General features: G+C 71.0%; 10 protein-coding genes. 2 read left to right on the top strand and 8 right to left on the bottom strand.

What is annotated here, in order from left to right; genetic code table 11:
• The first annotated feature begins 201 nt into the window (after positions 1-201).
• Entirely contained in the window at positions 202-2,106 is a 1,905-nt protein-coding gene (locus ACSP50_RS44515; RefSeq protein ID WP_052311834.1) for a hypothetical protein, read from the top strand.
• An 87-nt stretch (positions 2,107-2,193) separates the two neighbouring features.
• On the opposite strand, the gene rlmB is transcribed toward ACSP50_RS44515, so the two are convergent.
• The 5 genes from rlmB to ACSP50_RS39580 all read right to left on the bottom strand — a co-directional run bounded on the left by rlmB (position 2,194) and on the right by ACSP50_RS39580 (position 10,922).
• Positions 2,194-3,321, bottom strand: coding sequence for a 23S rRNA (guanosine(2251)-2'-O)-methyltransferase RlmB (rlmB, locus tag ACSP50_RS39560; RefSeq protein ID WP_014694954.1), 1,128 nt, complete (start codon positions 3,319-3,321; stop codon positions 2,194-2,196).
• The gene (cysS, locus tag ACSP50_RS39565) at positions 3,321-4,736 is read right to left on the bottom strand and encodes a cysteine--tRNA ligase (RefSeq protein WP_043516396.1); all 1,416 of its coding nucleotides are present in this window, start codon (positions 4,734-4,736) and stop codon (positions 3,321-3,323) included. Before cysS ends, rlmB begins: the two co-directional genes overlap by 1 nt.
• Positions 4,737-4,835: 99 nt before the next feature.
• Complete coding sequence (locus ACSP50_RS39570) at positions 4,836-6,488, bottom strand: S8 family serine peptidase (protein WP_014694956.1); 1,653 nt, start codon at positions 6,486-6,488, stop codon at positions 4,836-4,838.
• An 80-nt stretch (positions 6,489-6,568) separates the two neighbouring features.
• Entirely contained in the window at positions 6,569-8,017 is a 1,449-nt protein-coding gene (locus ACSP50_RS39575; RefSeq protein ID WP_052311835.1) for a class II fumarate hydratase, read from the bottom strand.
• Between the two features lie 10 nt (positions 8,018-8,027).
• Entirely contained in the window at positions 8,028-10,922 is a 2,895-nt protein-coding gene (locus tag ACSP50_RS39580; protein WP_014694958.1) for a BTAD domain-containing putative transcriptional regulator, read from the bottom strand.
• A 308-nt stretch (positions 10,923-11,230) separates the two neighbouring features.
• On the opposite strand from ACSP50_RS39580, the gene ACSP50_RS39585 reads away from it, so the two are divergent.
• The gene (locus tag ACSP50_RS39585) at positions 11,231-11,734 is read left to right on the top strand and encodes a hypothetical protein (RefSeq protein WP_014694959.1); all 504 of its coding nucleotides are present in this window, start codon (positions 11,231-11,233) and stop codon (positions 11,732-11,734) included.
• A gap of 43 nt (positions 11,735-11,777) precedes the next feature.
• On the opposite strand, the gene ACSP50_RS39590 is transcribed toward ACSP50_RS39585, so the two are convergent.
• The 3 genes from ACSP50_RS39590 to ACSP50_RS39600 all read right to left on the bottom strand — a co-directional run bounded on the left by ACSP50_RS39590 (position 11,778) and on the right by ACSP50_RS39600 (position 15,344).
• Positions 11,778-13,445 (bottom strand): fumarate hydratase, encoded by a 1,668-nt coding sequence (locus ACSP50_RS39590; RefSeq protein ID WP_014694960.1) that lies wholly within the window; start codon positions 13,443-13,445, stop codon positions 11,778-11,780.
• Between the two features lie 70 nt (positions 13,446-13,515).
• On the bottom strand, positions 13,516-14,793 hold the full coding sequence (locus ACSP50_RS39595) for a PQQ-binding-like beta-propeller repeat protein (protein ID WP_014694961.1): 1,278 nt from the start codon (positions 14,791-14,793) through the stop codon (positions 13,516-13,518).
• A 62-nt stretch (positions 14,794-14,855) separates the two neighbouring features.
• The gene (locus ACSP50_RS39600) at positions 14,856-15,344 is read right to left on the bottom strand and encodes an Lrp/AsnC family transcriptional regulator (protein ID WP_014694962.1); all 489 of its coding nucleotides are present in this window, start codon (positions 15,342-15,344) and stop codon (positions 14,856-14,858) included.
• Positions 15,345-15,391: the final 47 nt, after the last annotated feature.

Consider the following 15,391-nt stretch of genomic DNA (forward strand, 5'->3'; position numbering starts at 1 on the left):
ATCGCGTCACATCGGCTGCGGTGGATCAACCACAGCGCCGGACATCACCCCCACGCCGGGACGGCACTGCTCTACATTGTTTCCAGTCACTCGGCCGGACGATCGAGACGGTCCGGCCGCGTCCAGGATCCGCCCTGGCCACGCACTGTCGCGACGCTGGCGAACAGGTGCGTGCGGATGGCTTCTCACATGGGGGAATCTGTGTCTAATAAACGCCGCGCCGCGCATCTGCTGCTGGCCGGTCTCACCGCCACCACGGTCTGGTCGACCGGGTTGGCCGCGCCCGCACACGCCGCCGGGACCGCCACCACCGCCGCCGCCGGGACGGTTGCCGACCCGACCAACGTCGCCACCGACGAGGACAAGGTCAAGGCCGCCGCCGCCATCGGCGTCAACCCCGGCATCGACCTGCTCGTCCTGAACGACCAGGCTTTCGTCTTCGCCCTCTACCAGCGCGACGAGGCCGGGCCGTACGTGAAGGCCGAGGCGCTGCGCACCTACCTGTCGTCGGACCCGCACGCCGCCTACGACTTCATCGTCAATGGCATCTTCGTGGCGGCCGACGACGACGCGCACGCCAAGATCGTCGAGGAGACCGCCAAGGCCCGCCGCCGTTCGGTCGCGGTGACCGTGGGGCTCGACCCGTCCGAGACGGCGCTGATCGAGAGGAACGACCGCGACTTCATCTTCGCGGTGTGGCAGCGGGTCACCGCGGGCAGCCACGTCTGGACCGCCGCCCAGGCGGCGATCGCCGACGGCACCGGCCAGGCCGAGTGGGACGCCTTCCTGAACACCGGGGCGGCGGCCGCCGCCGAGCAGGATCTGCGCGACATTATCGTCGACGGCGACGAGGCGCAGGCCGCGAAGCTGCGGGCCGCCCAGCTCGTCGCCGCCAAAAAGTCGCTGCTGCAGCTGTTGCTGCTGCCGGTGACCGACGAGCTGGTGAACGCGCCGGACCGGCAGTTCGTGCTCCACATCCACAACAACGCCAAGGGCGACGAGGTCTCGCTGGCTTCCCAGGTCGCGCTCAACACGCCGGACGACAAGCTGGCGCAGGCGCTGACCGACTTCATCTTCACCGGCGGCGCGGCCGCCAACAAGCGGGACGAGGACGCCGCCGCTGCCAAGGAACTCGCCGGTTACAAGACCCGCGTCACCGCCATCCGGGACGCCGCCAAGACCGACGGCTGGCTGCCCAACCTGCTCGCCGCGGCGAACCAGGCGCTCACCACCGGCACCCTGGTCGCGCTGCAGGCCTTCCTGCTCAAGGGCCAGGACGAGGCGCGGGCCAAGGACCAGAAGTCGTGGGGCAACGTGGCGCTCGCCGGCGACCGGGTCGGCATCCTCACCAACAACAGCGTCGCGTACGTCAAGGAGGGCACTCCGGCCGCGACGTCCTGGGTCAACGAGTACCCCGGCGGCGTGAAGCAGCTCGTCCTCGCCGGCAACCGGATCGGCGTGCTGCTCACCAACGGCGACGCCTACGTCAAGGAGGGCGGCCTCAGCACCGGTTGGGTGCTGGAGCAGAGCAACGTCAAGCAATTGACCCTGGCCGGCACCCGGATCGGCGTGGTGCTCACCAACGGCATCGCCTATGTCAAGGAGGGTGGCCTCAGCGCCGCCTGGGTGATGGAGTACCAGGGCGTCCAGCAGCTCGCGCTGACCACCAACCGGATCGGCGTGGTGCTCACCAACGGCATCGCCTACGTCAAGGAGGGTGGCCTCAGCACCGGCTGGTCCACCCAGCGCTCCGGGATCAAGGACATCACGCTGACCACCACCCGGATCGGCCTGCTCGGCACGGACGGCACCGCGTACGTCAAGGAGGGCGCCATCACCGGCACCACCTGGATCACCGAGCTGACCGGGGTCAAGCAGTACGTCCTCAACGGCACCCGGATCGCCGCGCTCACCACCGGCGGCATCGCCTGGGTCAAGGAGGGCGGCGTCAGCACGGCGTGGGTGAACGAGGAGGACAACGTCGCCAAGCTGGCGCTCGACGGTGACCGGATCGCGGTGCTGTTCACCGACGGCACCACCGCGCTCAAGGACGGCGGCCTGAGCGCCCTCTGGACCAGCCAGAAGAGCGTCGGCCCGCTCAGCTGATCACGGCAACGAGAAGTGCCCCGGTCCGCGGACCGGGGCACTTTCCTGGCTTTCTCCTGTGCCGACCTGGCTGTTTCCGGTGGCGACCTAGCCGTGTACGCGGCGGCGGGCGACCTCGGCCAGGGTGACCGCGGCCGCGACGCTCGCGTTCAGCGACTCGACATCCGAGGCCATCGGGATGCTGACCCGCAGGTCACACGTCTCGCCGACCAGTCGGGACAGGCCGCGGCCCTCGGAGCCGACCACCACGATCAGCGGACCGATCGCCGCCTCCAGCTGGTAGAGGTCGGTCTCGCCGTCGGCGTCCAGGCCGATCGCGGTGAAGCCCTGCTTCTGCGCCGACTTGATCGCCCGGGTCAGGTTGACCACCTGGGAGACCGGCACCCGGGCCGCCGCTCCGGCGCTGGTGCGCCAGGCGGTGGCGGTGATCCCGGCCGCGCGGCGCTCGGTCATGAACACGCCGTGCCCGCCGAACGCCGCCACCGACCGGATCACCGCGCCCACGTTGCGCGGGTCGGTCACCCCGTCCAGCGCGACCAGCAGCGGCGCGGTCTGCTCCAGCGACGCCGCGACCAGGTCGTCGAAGTCCTCGTAGGCGAACGGCGGCACCTGCAGGCCGATGCCCTGGTGCAGCACGCCACCGGTCATCCGGTCCAGCTCGTTGCGGCTGATCTCCAGGATCGGGATGCCCCGGTCGCCGGCGGTGCGGACGATCTCCGCCACCCGCTCGTCGATGTCGATGCCCTGCACCACGTAGAGCGCGGTGGCCGACACCTGCGCGCGCAGCGCCTCGACCACCGGATTGCGGCCGAGCAGCAGCTCCGGCCCTTCCTTGGTGGGGTTGGACCGGCGGCCCGGGGCCACCCGCGGGCCACGCGGACCGGTCACCCGGCCACCGCCCCGGGACGCCTGGGCACGGGTGATGCCCGGGGCACGGCCACCGCCGCGACCCCAGGTGGTGTCCTTGGTGCCAGGCTGGCCGACCTTGGGCGTGCGGCCCTCGGCGGCCGCGGCGCGGCGCTCCTTGTCCTGCTTACGGGCGGTCTTCTCGGGCAGTTTCTCGGTGCCCGAGTAACCCTTGTGCCACGGCCGCTCGTCGGCGGGCAGGGTCTTGCCCCGGCCCTTGAGGCTGGAGCGGTTCTTTCCGCCCGAGCCGGCCGCGGCGCCCTTCTTCGAGGTGACCCGCTTGCTCGCGTTCTGTGAATTACCCGGCATCAGTGCTGCTCTCCTACCGTCCAGCGCGGACCGGCCGGAGTGTCCTCCACCTGAATACCCGCGTTCTTGAGCTGGTCCCGCACCTGGTCGGCGGCCGCCCAGTCCTTCCGTGCGCGGGCCTGGGCCCGCTGTTCCAGAGCCAGCGCGACGAGACCGTCGACCACCGGCTTCAGGTTGTTGGCGCTCTCGCCGCCGTCCCAGGCGGTGTCGAGCGGGTCGATGCCGAGCACGCCGAGCATGGCCCGGACCGCGGTCAGCGCGCCCCGAATGACCGGCTCGTCGCCGGCGGCCAGCGCGGTGTTGCCCTCGCGGATCGTGTCGTGCACGACCGCGAGCGCGGCCGAGGTGTTCAGGTCGTCGTTCATCGCGTCGGCGAATGCCGGCGGCACCGCCTTGGGCCGGCCCGGGCCGACGATCTCGGCGGCCCGGTGGACGAAACCCTCGATCCGCTGGTACGCCACGGCGGCCTCGCGCAGTGCCTCGTCCGAGTAGTCGATCCGCGAGCGGTAGTGCGGGCTGCCCAGGTAGTAGCGCAGCTCGACCGGGCGGATCCCGGCCGCGGTGACCGCGGCCAGGTCGATGACGTTGCCCAGCGACTTGCTCATCTTGGACTTGCCCAGGTTCAGCAGGGCGTGGTGGACCCAGAACCGGGCGAAGCCGAGCCCGGCCGCCTGCGACTGGGCCACCTCGTTCTCGTGGTGCGGGAAGGTCAGGTCGAGGCCGCCGCCGTGGATGTCGAACTCGTCGCCGAGGTAGCGCCGGGCCATCGCGGAGCACTCGATGTGCCAGCCGGGCCGGCCGCGGCCCCACGGGGACGGCCAGTACGCGTCCTGCGGCTCGTCCGCCTTCACGCCTTTCCACAGGGCGAAGTCGCGCGGGTCGCGCTTGTCCCGCTCGGGAGCGTCGTCGGCCGACCGCATGTCGTCCGGTTTCTGCCCGGAGAGCGCGCCGTACGGCTCGTAGGACCGGACGTCGAAATAGACGTCGCCGTTGGCGGCGGCCGCCGCATAGGCGTGGCCGCGCTCGATCAGCTCGGCGATCAGGTCGTGCATCTCGGTGATGTGACCGGTGGCCAGCGGCTCGTAGGTGGGCGGCAACACGTTCAGCGTGCGGTAGTCGTGCTCCAGCAGGAGCCGGTTCTCGAAGGCGATCGCCCAGTACGGCCGGGACTGCTCCAGCGATTTCTGCAGGATCTTGTCATCCACGTCGGTGACGTTGCGGATGAACGTCACGTCCAGCCCCTCGTGCAGCAGCCAGCGACGGAGCACGTCGTAGTTGACCGCGGAGCGAAGGTGACCGATATGTGGGGAAGATTGCACGGTGACGCCACACAGGTAGATCCCCACCTGACCGGGCGTCATCGGGACGAAGTCCCGGACCGATCGAGTGGCGGTGTCATACAAGCGAAGAGTCACCATGCAAGGGTACCGACCGGGGCGACGGGATTGACCGCCCCGGTCGTCTCACCCGGCAACGTCCTTCTCGGGTGTTGCGGCGAAGCCCCCGCGGCGTCCTCAGCGACCGCCGACCGCGGCGTAGGCGTCGACGATCCCGTACCCGTAGAAGCCGTTGAAGTTCGTCCCGCCCTCGCACAGCGCGTCGAACTCGGTGGACCGGCCCTCCTGCACGTAGCTCTGCAGGCGCGGTTCCGGGCAGGCGTGCTTCGCGGCCGTGCGGTACAGGATCTGCTCGACCAGGTCCGGCGGCAGGAACCTGCCACCGTGCCGCAGGTCGGGCAGGCCGTACCGGCTGACGATCAGGGCGCCCACCCCGGCCGCGTGCGGGCTGGCCATCGAGGTGCCCTGCAGGTACGTGTAGTACCCGCACCGGCCGTCGCCGGCGCAGTCCTTGACGACCGAGCCGGCACCCGCCGCGGTGACGTTGCCGTCCGCGTCGACCAGGCCCTTCTCCTGCAGCACCTTGAGCGGGTAGGTGGAGAGGATCTCGTTGCCGACGGTCTGGAAGGTGTCGGTGCCGTAACCGTCGCGGTACCAGCCACCGGGCGCGGCCACCGAGATCTGCTCGGTGCCGTAGTTGGAGAAGTCCGACTTGCGGCCGGACGGGCCGAGCGAGGACACCCCGATCACGTGCGGGCCCTCGACCGGCAGGTCCCAGCAGGACGCGTTGTCGATCGGGCGGGGGTACGGCGTACCGCCGTGGTCCGGGCTGGACGCGTCGGTGCGCGGCTTGCCCAGGTCCTCGTGGTTGTTGCCGAGCGCGCCGAACAGGGTCACGCCATGCGCGTGCGCGTAGTTCAGCGCCCGCCGCATGCCGGTGATGATGGCCTGCTGGCCGGCCTGGTCGGCGGGGCTGTCCGCCGGGTTGGCGGTGCAGTTGTAGAGCCACGGGTCGACGTAGAACGACATGTTCACCACGTCGATGCCCCGGTCGCCGGCGTAGGTCAGCGCGTTGACCACCGGGTCGAGGAAGAAGAACCCGGAGTCCTGACCACCCTTGAGCTCGACCAGGGTGACGTCCGGCGCGACACCGGAGACCCCGACACCGTTGAGCGCGGCACCGATCGTGCCGGCCACGTGCGTGCCGTGCCCGCCGTCGTCGGTGCCGACCGGGTCGAGGCAGCTCGGCACCTCACAGGCGCCGTCGATGTCGACCAGGTCGGGGGCGAAGTTGCGGGACAACCGGCTGCTGAAGTGCTCGGCCAGGTCGGGGTTCGACGCGTCCAGGCCGGTGTCCAGGACACCGACGGTGACGCCCCGGTCCCCCTTCTCGATCCGGCGAGCCTTGTCGGCCTTGATCATCGACAGGCCCCACAGCTTGTCGTCGAGCGGGTCGGCCTTGGCCGGGCCATGGCCCTTCCCGCCGCGCGCCGCGAGACCGGCCTCCACCTTCTCGACGCCGTTCGGCGCGTATCCGATGGCCTTGCGCACGGTGGCGCCGATCAGCGCCGCCGAGGCGCTCGCCCGGCTCTCGAACGTCGTGTCGGCCGAGGTCACCCTGTACACGCCGACGGCATCGTTGCCGCTGACCACGGTGCCGCCGGCCGCCTGGATGGCGGCCGTCGCATCCGCGGCGGAGACCCCGTCGGCGGCCACGACCGTATAGTCGACCGATGCCGCCGGCTCCGCGACCGCGGACCCTGGCGCACCGGTCAGGAACGCCAGGCCCGTCACGGTGACGACGGCGCCGGCGGTGAGGCGTCTTCTCATGGAATGCGCTCCTCCTGGAGTTGTGTCCCCCGCATCCCATCGAGAAGGGTCGCTAGACGCAAGGTCGAGAAGTGTCTATTTCACGGCCGTGTCATCTTCAGAACATCGAGTGCCTCGTCGAGCTGCTCCTCGGTTAGGGTGCCCGCGCTCACGTGGCCGCGTTCGATCACCACCTCGCGGATCGTGCGGCCGGTGGCCAGCGCCTGCTTGGCGATCGCGGCCGCCTCGTCGTAACCGAGCACCCGGTTGAGCGGGGTGACGATCGACGGGGAACCCTCGGCGTAGCCCCGGGCCACCTCCTCGTTCGCCGTCAGGCCCGCGACGCAGCGGTCGGCGAACAGCCGGGCCACGGCGGCCAGCAGCCGGATCGACTCCAGCAGGTTGCGGGCCATCACCGGGAGCATCACGTTCAGCTCGAAGTCACCCTGGGTGCCGGCGAAGGCGACGGTCGCGTCGTTGCCGATCACCTGGGCGCAGACCTGGCGGACCGCCTCGGGCACCACCGGGTTCACCTTGCCGGGCATGATCGACGAGCCCGGTTGCAGGTCGGGCAGGCGCAGCTCGCGCAGGCCGGCCCGGGGCCCGGAGCCCATCCAGCGGATGTCGTTGGCGATCTTGTAAAGGCTCACCGCCACCACCCGGAGCTGCCCGGACGTCTCAACCAGTGCGTCCCGGGCACCCTGCGCCTCGAAGTGGTCGCGGGCCTCGCTCAGCGGCAGGCCGGTCTGCTCCCGGAGCAGCTCGATCACCGCCGGGGCGAAACCCGGCGGGGTGTTCACCCCGGTGCCCACCGCGGTGCCGCCCAGCGGCAGCTCGCCGAGCCGGGGCAGGGTGGCGGTGAGCCGCTCGGCGCCGTTGAGCACCTGGCGTGCGTAGCCGGAGAACTCCTGGCCCAGGGTGACCGGGGTGGCGTCCATCAGGTGGGTGCGTCCGCTCTTGACCACCTCGGCCCAGGCCGTGGCCCGCTCCCGCAGCGCACCGGCCAGGTGCTCCAGGGCCGGGATCAGGTCGGCGCTGACCGCCTCGGTGGCGGCCAGGTGGATCGACGAGGGGAACACGTCGTTGCTCGACTGGGACGCGTTGACGTGGTCGTTCGGGTGCACCGGGCGGTCCAGCGCCCGGGCGGCCAGGGTGGCGATCACCTCGTTCGCGTTCATGTTCGACGAGGTGCCGGAGCCGGTCTGGAAGACGTCGATCGGGAACTGGTCGTCGTAACCACCATCGGCCACGTGCGCGGCGGCCGCGGCGATCGCCTCGGCCAGATCCTTGTCCAGCACGCCGAGCCGCGCGTTGACCTGGGCCGCGGCGCCCTTGATCCGGGCCAGGGCCCGCAGGTGCGCCGGCTCCAGGCCGCGCCCGGAGATCGGGAAGTTTTCCACCGCCCGCTGGGTCTGCGCCCGCCACAGGGCATCGGCGGGAACCCGCACCTCGCCCATGGTGTCGCGTTCGATCCGGTATCCACTCTGATCGCTCGTCACGTCCCCATCCTCCCTCGCCGCCGGAGAGATCACCGGTGATCCGCGAGACATCCCGGACCGGTCAGACGTGCGGGACGCCGATCCGGTCGAAGATCTCCCGGGCCTGGACGCGGTGCCGCTCGGCGGCCGGATCGGCCGGGTCCAGGCAGTCGGCCAGTCCGGCGTGCGCCCGGGCGATCGAGTACGGGTTCCCGGCGGCCTGGGCGATCCGGCGGGCGTGCTCGTGCAGCTCCCGGGCGCCGGCCAGGTCATCGAACCGGCGCAGGGTGACCGCCCACTCGTTGCGGAACTCGGCCTGGTGGCGAGCGTCGCTCATGCGTACCGACATCTCGACGGCGCGGCGGTGCTCGGCGACCGCGTCGGCCAGGCGGCCGGCGTCCCGGTGCAGCACGGCCCGCTCGTTGTGCGCATCCGCGACGATCGACCGGTGGCCGCTCCGATCCGCCAGGCGCAGGCAGGCGTCGAGATACCGGTGCGCCGCCTCGGCACGCAGCCAGCCGGCCCGGTAGCGGATCCGGGCCAGGTACAACAGCGAGGCGGCCAGCTCGGCCTCGGCCCGTTGGTCGATCGCGGAGAACATCCGCATCCGGGTGTGGTGCAACGCCTCGGCAGCGCGTCCGAGCAGATCCAAAGCGTCGATCAGGACGCCCAGCTCGGAGCCGACATTGACCTTCACCCGGGAGGAGACCCAGTAGCGCAGCGCGCCCTGCACCGCCCCGACCGCCTCGGTCAACCGTCCCTGATGCAGATAGACGCTGGCCAGGTTCGCCATCGAGGTGCCGGCCGCCGCGTGCTGCCCGAGCTCGATGCGCAGTCGAAGGCAGAGGCGCAGGTATCCCTCGGCTTCGCCGGCCTGCCCGGCACGGGCGTACGCCGAGGCCAGATAGTTGGCGACGGTGGCGACCGCGGCCCGGTCACCCGACGCCTCGGCCGCCGGCAGCGCCAGCGTGTTCAGCTCCCGGACGTCGTCCATGTAACCGCGGAAATACAGGAAGTGCCAGGCGGCCCGGGCCAGCTTCCAGGCATCGTCCAGCCGGCCCGCCGCGATCGCGGCCGTGATGTGGGCGGCCAGCTGCGGCCGCTCCCACTCCAGCCGGGCGATCGGATCCGGAACGGTCAGATCGGGCCGGGCCGGGTGGGGCGAGCCGATGTCCCGCCACAGGATCACCCGCTTGTTCACGCTGGTGGCCGCCGCCGCGGCGTGCATCTGGAAGTCGAGGGCGCCGGTCAGCGCGGCCTGCCGGTCGACGGCTGGCAGGTCGGCGGCGAGGGTCGCGGCGAATTCGCGGACCAGGTCGTGCATCCGGAAGATGCCCGGATCCGGTTCCTCGACCAGGTTCACGTCCACCAGGGCGTCCAGCACGTCCTCGGCGGTGTCGCGCGCCAGGTCGGTCAGCGCGGCCACCGCGAGCGCGTCGAACTCGGTCCCCGGATACACCCCGAGCAGCCGGAACACCCGTTGCAACGGCTCCGGCAGCTGGCGGTAGGTGAGAGTCAACGCGCCCGCAACCGAACGGTCCTCGGCGGCCAGCTCGGGCAGCGCGGCCTCGCCGAGCCGGTGCAGCAGGTCGGCGACCCGCCAGCGGGCCCGGTGCGCCAGCCGCGCCCCGGCCAGCCGGACCGCCAGCGGCAGCAGCCCGCACCGGCGGACCACCTCGGCGGCGGCCTCCGGCTCGGCGTCCACCCGGGCTCCGGCGATCTGCGCCAGCAGCGACACCGCCTCGTCCTGGGTGAGCACCGGCAGCGACTCGACCCGCACCCCGTCCAGCCCGGTGAGCCGCCGGCGACTCGTGACCAGCGCCAGGCTGCCCGGCGCGGTGGGCAACAGGTCGGCCAGTTGGGCACTGCTCGCGGCGTTGTCCAGCACCACCAGCACGCGCCGGCGGGCCGTCTCGGTGCGCCACACGTCGACCCGACGACCGGCTTCCAGCGGGATCTCCCCGGCCGCCAGACCGAGCTGACGCAGCAGAACCAGCAGCGCCGCGGCCGGCTCGACCGGGTCACGTTCGCTGTGGCCCTGCAGGTCCAGGAAGAGATGCGCGTCCGGATAGCAGTCACCGAGCAGCGACGCGAGATGCAGCGCCAGGGTGGTCTTGCCGCTGCCGGCCATGCCGTCGATCACCGCGACGACGGGGCCGCCGGTTGCCGCGCCGATCCCGGACATCAGACGCTCGATCTGCTCCCGGCGGCCGGTGAAGTCACCGACCGTCCGCGGCAGGCACCGCACCGCCTCGGCGTGGACGACCTCACCGAGATCTCCCTGGAGGATCTCCCGGTGCCGCTTCTGCAGCTCCTCGCCCGGCTCGATGCCCAGCTCGTCGGCGAGCAGGTCCCGGGCGCGGCGGAACTCGGCCAGCGCGTCCGCCTGGCGCCCCGACCGGGCCAGCGCCAGCATCAGCTGGCCACGCAACCGCTCCCGCAGCGGGAACCGCTCGACGTAGGCGGTCAGCTCACCGGCCAGCTCCCGCTCGTTGCCGGCGGCCAGCTCCAGCTCCGCCCAGTCCTCGACGGCCAACGCATACCGCTCGTCGAGCACCGCGGCGGCCTGCCGGATCGCCGGCGCGTCCAGCTCGGCGCAGACCGGGCCCCGCCGCAGGGCCAGGACCGCACGGAACGCGACGCGATCGGCGTTCGTCCGGGCCTGCTCCAGCGCGTGGGTGAAAACCTCGGCGTCCAGCTCGCCCGGGCCGACCCGGATGCCGTAGCCGGCACGGTCGGTGACAATCACGTCGGGTGGCAGAATGCGGCGCAACCGGGAGATACACGACTGCAGCTGGCCGCGGGCGGTGGCCGGCGGGTCGCCGTCCCACAGCGCCCCGATCAACTCGCCCGCGCCGACGATCCGGTGGGGGCGCAGGAGCAGCATCGCCAGCACGACCCGATCACGTCCGGCCGTGACAGCCACCGACTGCCCATCGACGGTGACGGACAGTGGCCCCAAGATGCGGTAGCGCACCGTAGCCACCTCATTCCCCGTGCCGGTGATCGAGAGTAGTCCACGGGTGAGAGTGGATCGACAGTGGAACGAGAGCACGGTGCGGCAGAGTCGACGACGGGGCCGTTCCACCGCAGATGCCTCCACCATCACCCCTAGAACGCGGTGGAACGGCACACCGCCCTCGGGGGGTGGACAGCCCGCTCACGGTCACCGTGGACGGGCTGTTCGTGTCTTGACGATCACTGTCGGTTGGACGCGAGCCGAAACGGAACGTACCGTCGGGCGGAGCTCACCCGGCCCCGCTCCCGACGAAGAGGAATCACCGCATGCGACCCGCCATCCTGGCCGTGATCGCCGGCAGCGTGCTGCTGACCGGCGCCGCCTGCGACAGCGACGACGCGAAGGTCTCCACTGCCGGCGCGCCGACGCCCGCGGCGCCGGTCACCATCGCGTCGCCGGACTACTCGGCCGACACCGCGCAGGTCTGCGGCAAGCTCGACAAGGTGTTCACCGGCCAACTCGACGACTTCGGGGCGGCGATCGGCAAAATGATCGCCTACAAGGAGGCGAAGCAGGCCGACAACGCCACCAAGGCGGAGAAGGCGGCGGCCGACGAGCTGCAGTCGGCCGGCGAGCAGATCCGCACGGAGACCGCCGGCGCGCAGAACCCGGAGCTCAAAGAGGCCGGTGAGGAGTCGGCGCGCAAGTTTGAGGCCAGCGCCAAGGACCACGCCTACCTCAAGAAGATCAAGAGTACGGCCGACCTCGACAAGACCCTCAAGCCCCAGCTCGCCGAATGGATGAGCCCGGTCGCCGGCTTCTGCGGCTGACCCCCGCCGGCTCCACCCGGCATCGCGGTCGGACGCCGCCGTCCTACCGCTTGCCGATGCTCAGAACCGGCTTCGTGACGGCCTCGAAGAAGTCATTGCCCTTGTCGTCGACGATGATGAACGCGGGGAAGTCCTCCACCTCGATCTTCCAGACCGCCTCCATGCCGAGCTCCGGGAATTCCAGAACCTCGACGTGCCGGATGCAGTCCTGGGCGAGGCGCGCCGCCGGACCGCCGATCGAGCCGAGATAGAAGCCGCCGTACGTCTTGCAGGCGTTGGTGACCTGCTGTGACCGGTTGCCCTTGGCGAGCATCACCATCGACCCGCCGGCCGCCTGGAACTTCTCCACATAGGAGTCCATCCGCCCGGCCGTGGTCGGCCCGAACGAGCCGGAGGCGTAACCCTCCGGAGTCTTAGCCGGGCCGGCGTAGTAGACCGCGTGATCACGCAGGTACTGCGGCATCGGCTCGCCGGCGTCCAGCCGCTCAGCGATCTTGGCGTGCGCGATGTCGCGGGCGACGACGAGCGAGCCGGTCAGCGACAGTCGCGTCTTGACCGGGTACTTGCTCAATTCAGCGCGAATCTCGGACATCGGCCGGTTCAGGTCGATCTTGACGACCTGCTCGGACTCCAGGTGATCGTCGGTGACCTCCGGCAGGAAGCGCGCCGGGTCGGTTTCCAGCCGCTCCAGCCACACCCCGGACGGCGTGATCTTGGCAACCGCCTGCCGGTCGGCCGAGCAGGAGACGGCGATCGCGACCGGGCAGGACGCGCCGTGCCGGGGCAGCCGGACGACGCGCACGTCGTGGCAGAAGTAGCGGCCGCCGAACTGCGCGCCGATGCCGAAGTCGCGGGTCAGTTCGAGGACCGCGGCCTCCAGCTCCAGATCGCGGAAGCCGTGCGCCGCCATGCTGCCGGCGGTGGGCAGGTTGTCCAGGTACTTGGCGCTGGCCAGCTTCGCGGTCTTGAGCGCGTGCTCGGCGCTGGTGCCGCCGATCACCACGGCCAGGTGGTACGGCGGGCAGGCGGACGTGCCGATCAGACGCAGCTTCTCGTCCAGGAACTGCATCATCCGCTGCGGGTTGAGCAGCGCCTTCGTCTCCTGGTACAGGTACGACTTGTTGGCCGAGCCGCCGCCCTTGGCCATGAACAGGAACTTGTACGCGTCCGGATGCCCGTTCGGGTCCTCGGCGTACAGCTCGATCTGGGCCGGCAGGTTCGACCCGGTGTTCCGCTCGTCCCACATGGTGATCGGGGCGAGCTGGGAATAGCGCAGGTTGAGCCGGGTGTACGCCTGGTACACCCCGAGCGCGACGGCCTCCTCGTCGCGCCCGTCGGTGAGCACGTGCCGGCCGCGCTTGCCCATCACGATCGCGGTGCCGGTGTCCTGGCACATCGGCAGCACGCCGCCGGCCGCGATGTTCGCGTTGCGCAGCAGGTCCAGGGCGACGAACCGGTCATTGGGCGACGCTTTCGGATCATCGATGATGGCGCGCAGCTGAGCCAGGTGGGCGGGCCGCAGGTAGTGGGCGATGTCGTGCATCGCCTCGGCGGTCAGCACGGTGAGCGCGGCGGGCTCGACGGTCAGGAAGCGGCGCCCGCCCGGTCCCTCGACGACGTCCACGCCCTCGTCCGTGACCAGGCGATACTCGGTCGTGTCGTCGCCGGTCGGCAAGAGCGGCGAGTAGGTGAAAGCGGCGCCTCTGCTCATGAGCGGCAAGCCTAGGCCAGCGGGGGCGGGCGATGCGAACCCGCTCCCGGCATACGCGTGTGTCGGCGCGTCAGCTGTACGGCAGATAGGCCATGTCGCGACCGGAAACCAGGATCAAACCACCGGGTGCGGCAGTGAAGACCTTCGCATCGGTACGCACATCGGCACGTACCGCACCATTCGCCGGATTCAGCGCGGTCACCCTCCCGGAGGAGACCACGATCACCGCGTTCGGGGTGACCGTGGCGCCCGCCTTGGCCCGGCCGCCCTGACGCCACACCGCCTTGCCCCGGGCGAACGACCAGCCGCGCAGGGTGTCGCCGTCGCGGATCACCGCGTACCGGTCGTCGACCGTGAGCACCTCGGCGGACTTGTCGCCGTACCAGAGAATCCGGCCGTCCGCCGCGTTGATCAGCTCCTGGCGACCGTACGGATCGACGCCGAGCAGCACGTCGTATCCGCCGGCCGGGTCACGGTCCTGCTTGCAGTCGCTCTGCGCGGTCCGCAGGTTGAGCCCGTCGCGCCGCCAGACCGCCCGGTTGCCCGGCGGCGAGGTGGCCACCACGCCGTAGTAGCAGGTCCCGTCCCTGGCGGTGCCGGTGATCGTGAGCACCCGGTCGCCGGTCACCGCGATCCGCTGGTCCGGGCCGGGCTGGACGGTCTGCACCAGGCGTCCGTTCGCGGTGTCGATCACCCGCACCCGATCGCCGTCGGGCAGGCCGAGCAGGCCGGGCATCTGCGCCGGGCCGGCCGCCTGATCGTCGACGTCGCCGGTGCCGAGCCGGTGCGTGTCGGGCAGGTCCGGGTTCGCCGCGTGCAGCACGAAGCCGATCCCGCCGGTCGCCACCGACCAGAGCTGATCACCGGATTTCGGATCCCATGCGGTGAGCCGGCAGTCGTTGCCGCCGGCACAGTGCAGATCGACGATCCCGTTGTCGTACGTCCAGACCGCCCCGGCCGTGGTGTCGGCCCGGCGCACGGTGCCGGTCCGCGGGTCCAGCACCTGGTATCCCTTGGTGAGCAGCCGGCCAGTGACCACCACGGCGTCCGACCCCTGGCCGGCCACCGCGGCCCAGTCGGCGTCGCTCTCCCAGAGTTTCACCGCCGCGGTCAGGCCGTACGCCTCGACCGAGGTGCGGTATTCGACCACGACCGCGTCGCCGATCACCGCGACGCTCTGCGGGGTGCCGGTCAGCCGCTGCTGCCAGCGGGTGCCGGGCGCGACCGGCCCGCTGGTGTTGACCCACTCCCAGAGCCTGGGGAACGGGTTCCACACACCGGTGGCCGCGAGCACCGTCACGGTCACGGCGGCGACCAGCGTGAATCCCTTCCACGTGCCCGAGGCCATGCGGGCACCCTAGTCACCTCGATCCACTTTCCCGGTGAGCGTAGAAAGCCCGTGTCATGGGCTTATGTCCGAGCTGCCGCCCGGGTCAGCGGCACCGTCCGGTACGGGATCAGCTCCGCCAGCGCGATGATCGTGTGCGCCCGGCTGATCCCCTCGTAGCCGACGATCTGGTCGATCACCCGCTGCAGGTCGGCATTCGAACGGGCCACGATCCGGCACAGGATGTCGCCGCTGCCGGTGATCGTGTGTGCCTCCAGGACCTCGGGAATCTCGGCCAGGTGCCCGGCGACCGCGTCGTGGCCGTAGCGCTGGCTGATCTCCAGGGTCACGAAGCTCATCACGCCGAAGCCGATCGCGGCCGGGGTCACCTCGGGGCCGAAGCCTTTGATGGCGCCGCGGACGGTGAGCTTGTCGAGCCGGGCCTGGACGGTGCCCCGGGCGACGGCGAGCCGCCGGGACAGCTCCAGGATCCCGATCCGCGGCTCGGCGGCGAGGAGTTCGATCAACCGGGCGTCAAGCTCGTCGAGCTGGACACCTTGCTCAGTCGCCACCGTCAACCACCCTACCGAATGCACAGAATGACCAGCCGAAATTGCAA

The sequence above is a fragment of the Actinoplanes sp. SE50/110 genome (genome assembly GCF_900119315.1).
Classification (GTDB): Bacteria; Actinomycetota; Actinomycetes; order Mycobacteriales; family Micromonosporaceae; genus Actinoplanes.

Excerpts from the sequence above, each read along its gene's own strand:
- ACSP50_RS39575 (WP_052311835.1), bottom strand. The coding sequence starts at position 8,017 with ATGTCTCGCGGATCACCGGTGATCTCTCCGGCGGCGAGGGAGGATGGG.
- rlmB (WP_014694954.1), bottom strand. The coding sequence starts at position 3,321 with ATGCCGGGTAATTCACAGAACGCGAGCAAGCGGGTCACCTCGAAGAAG.
- ACSP50_RS39585 (WP_014694959.1), top strand. The coding sequence starts at position 11,231 with ATGCGACCCGCCATCCTGGCCGTGATCGCCGGCAGCGTGCTGCTGACC.
- ACSP50_RS39570 (WP_014694956.1), bottom strand. The coding sequence starts at position 6,488 with ATGAGAAGACGCCTCACCGCCGGCGCCGTCGTCACCGTGACGGGCCTG.
- ACSP50_RS39595 (WP_014694961.1), bottom strand. The coding sequence starts at position 14,793 with ATGGCCTCGGGCACGTGGAAGGGATTCACGCTGGTCGCCGCCGTGACC.
- ACSP50_RS39590 (WP_014694960.1), bottom strand. The coding sequence starts at position 13,445 with ATGAGCAGAGGCGCCGCTTTCACCTACTCGCCGCTCTTGCCGACCGGC.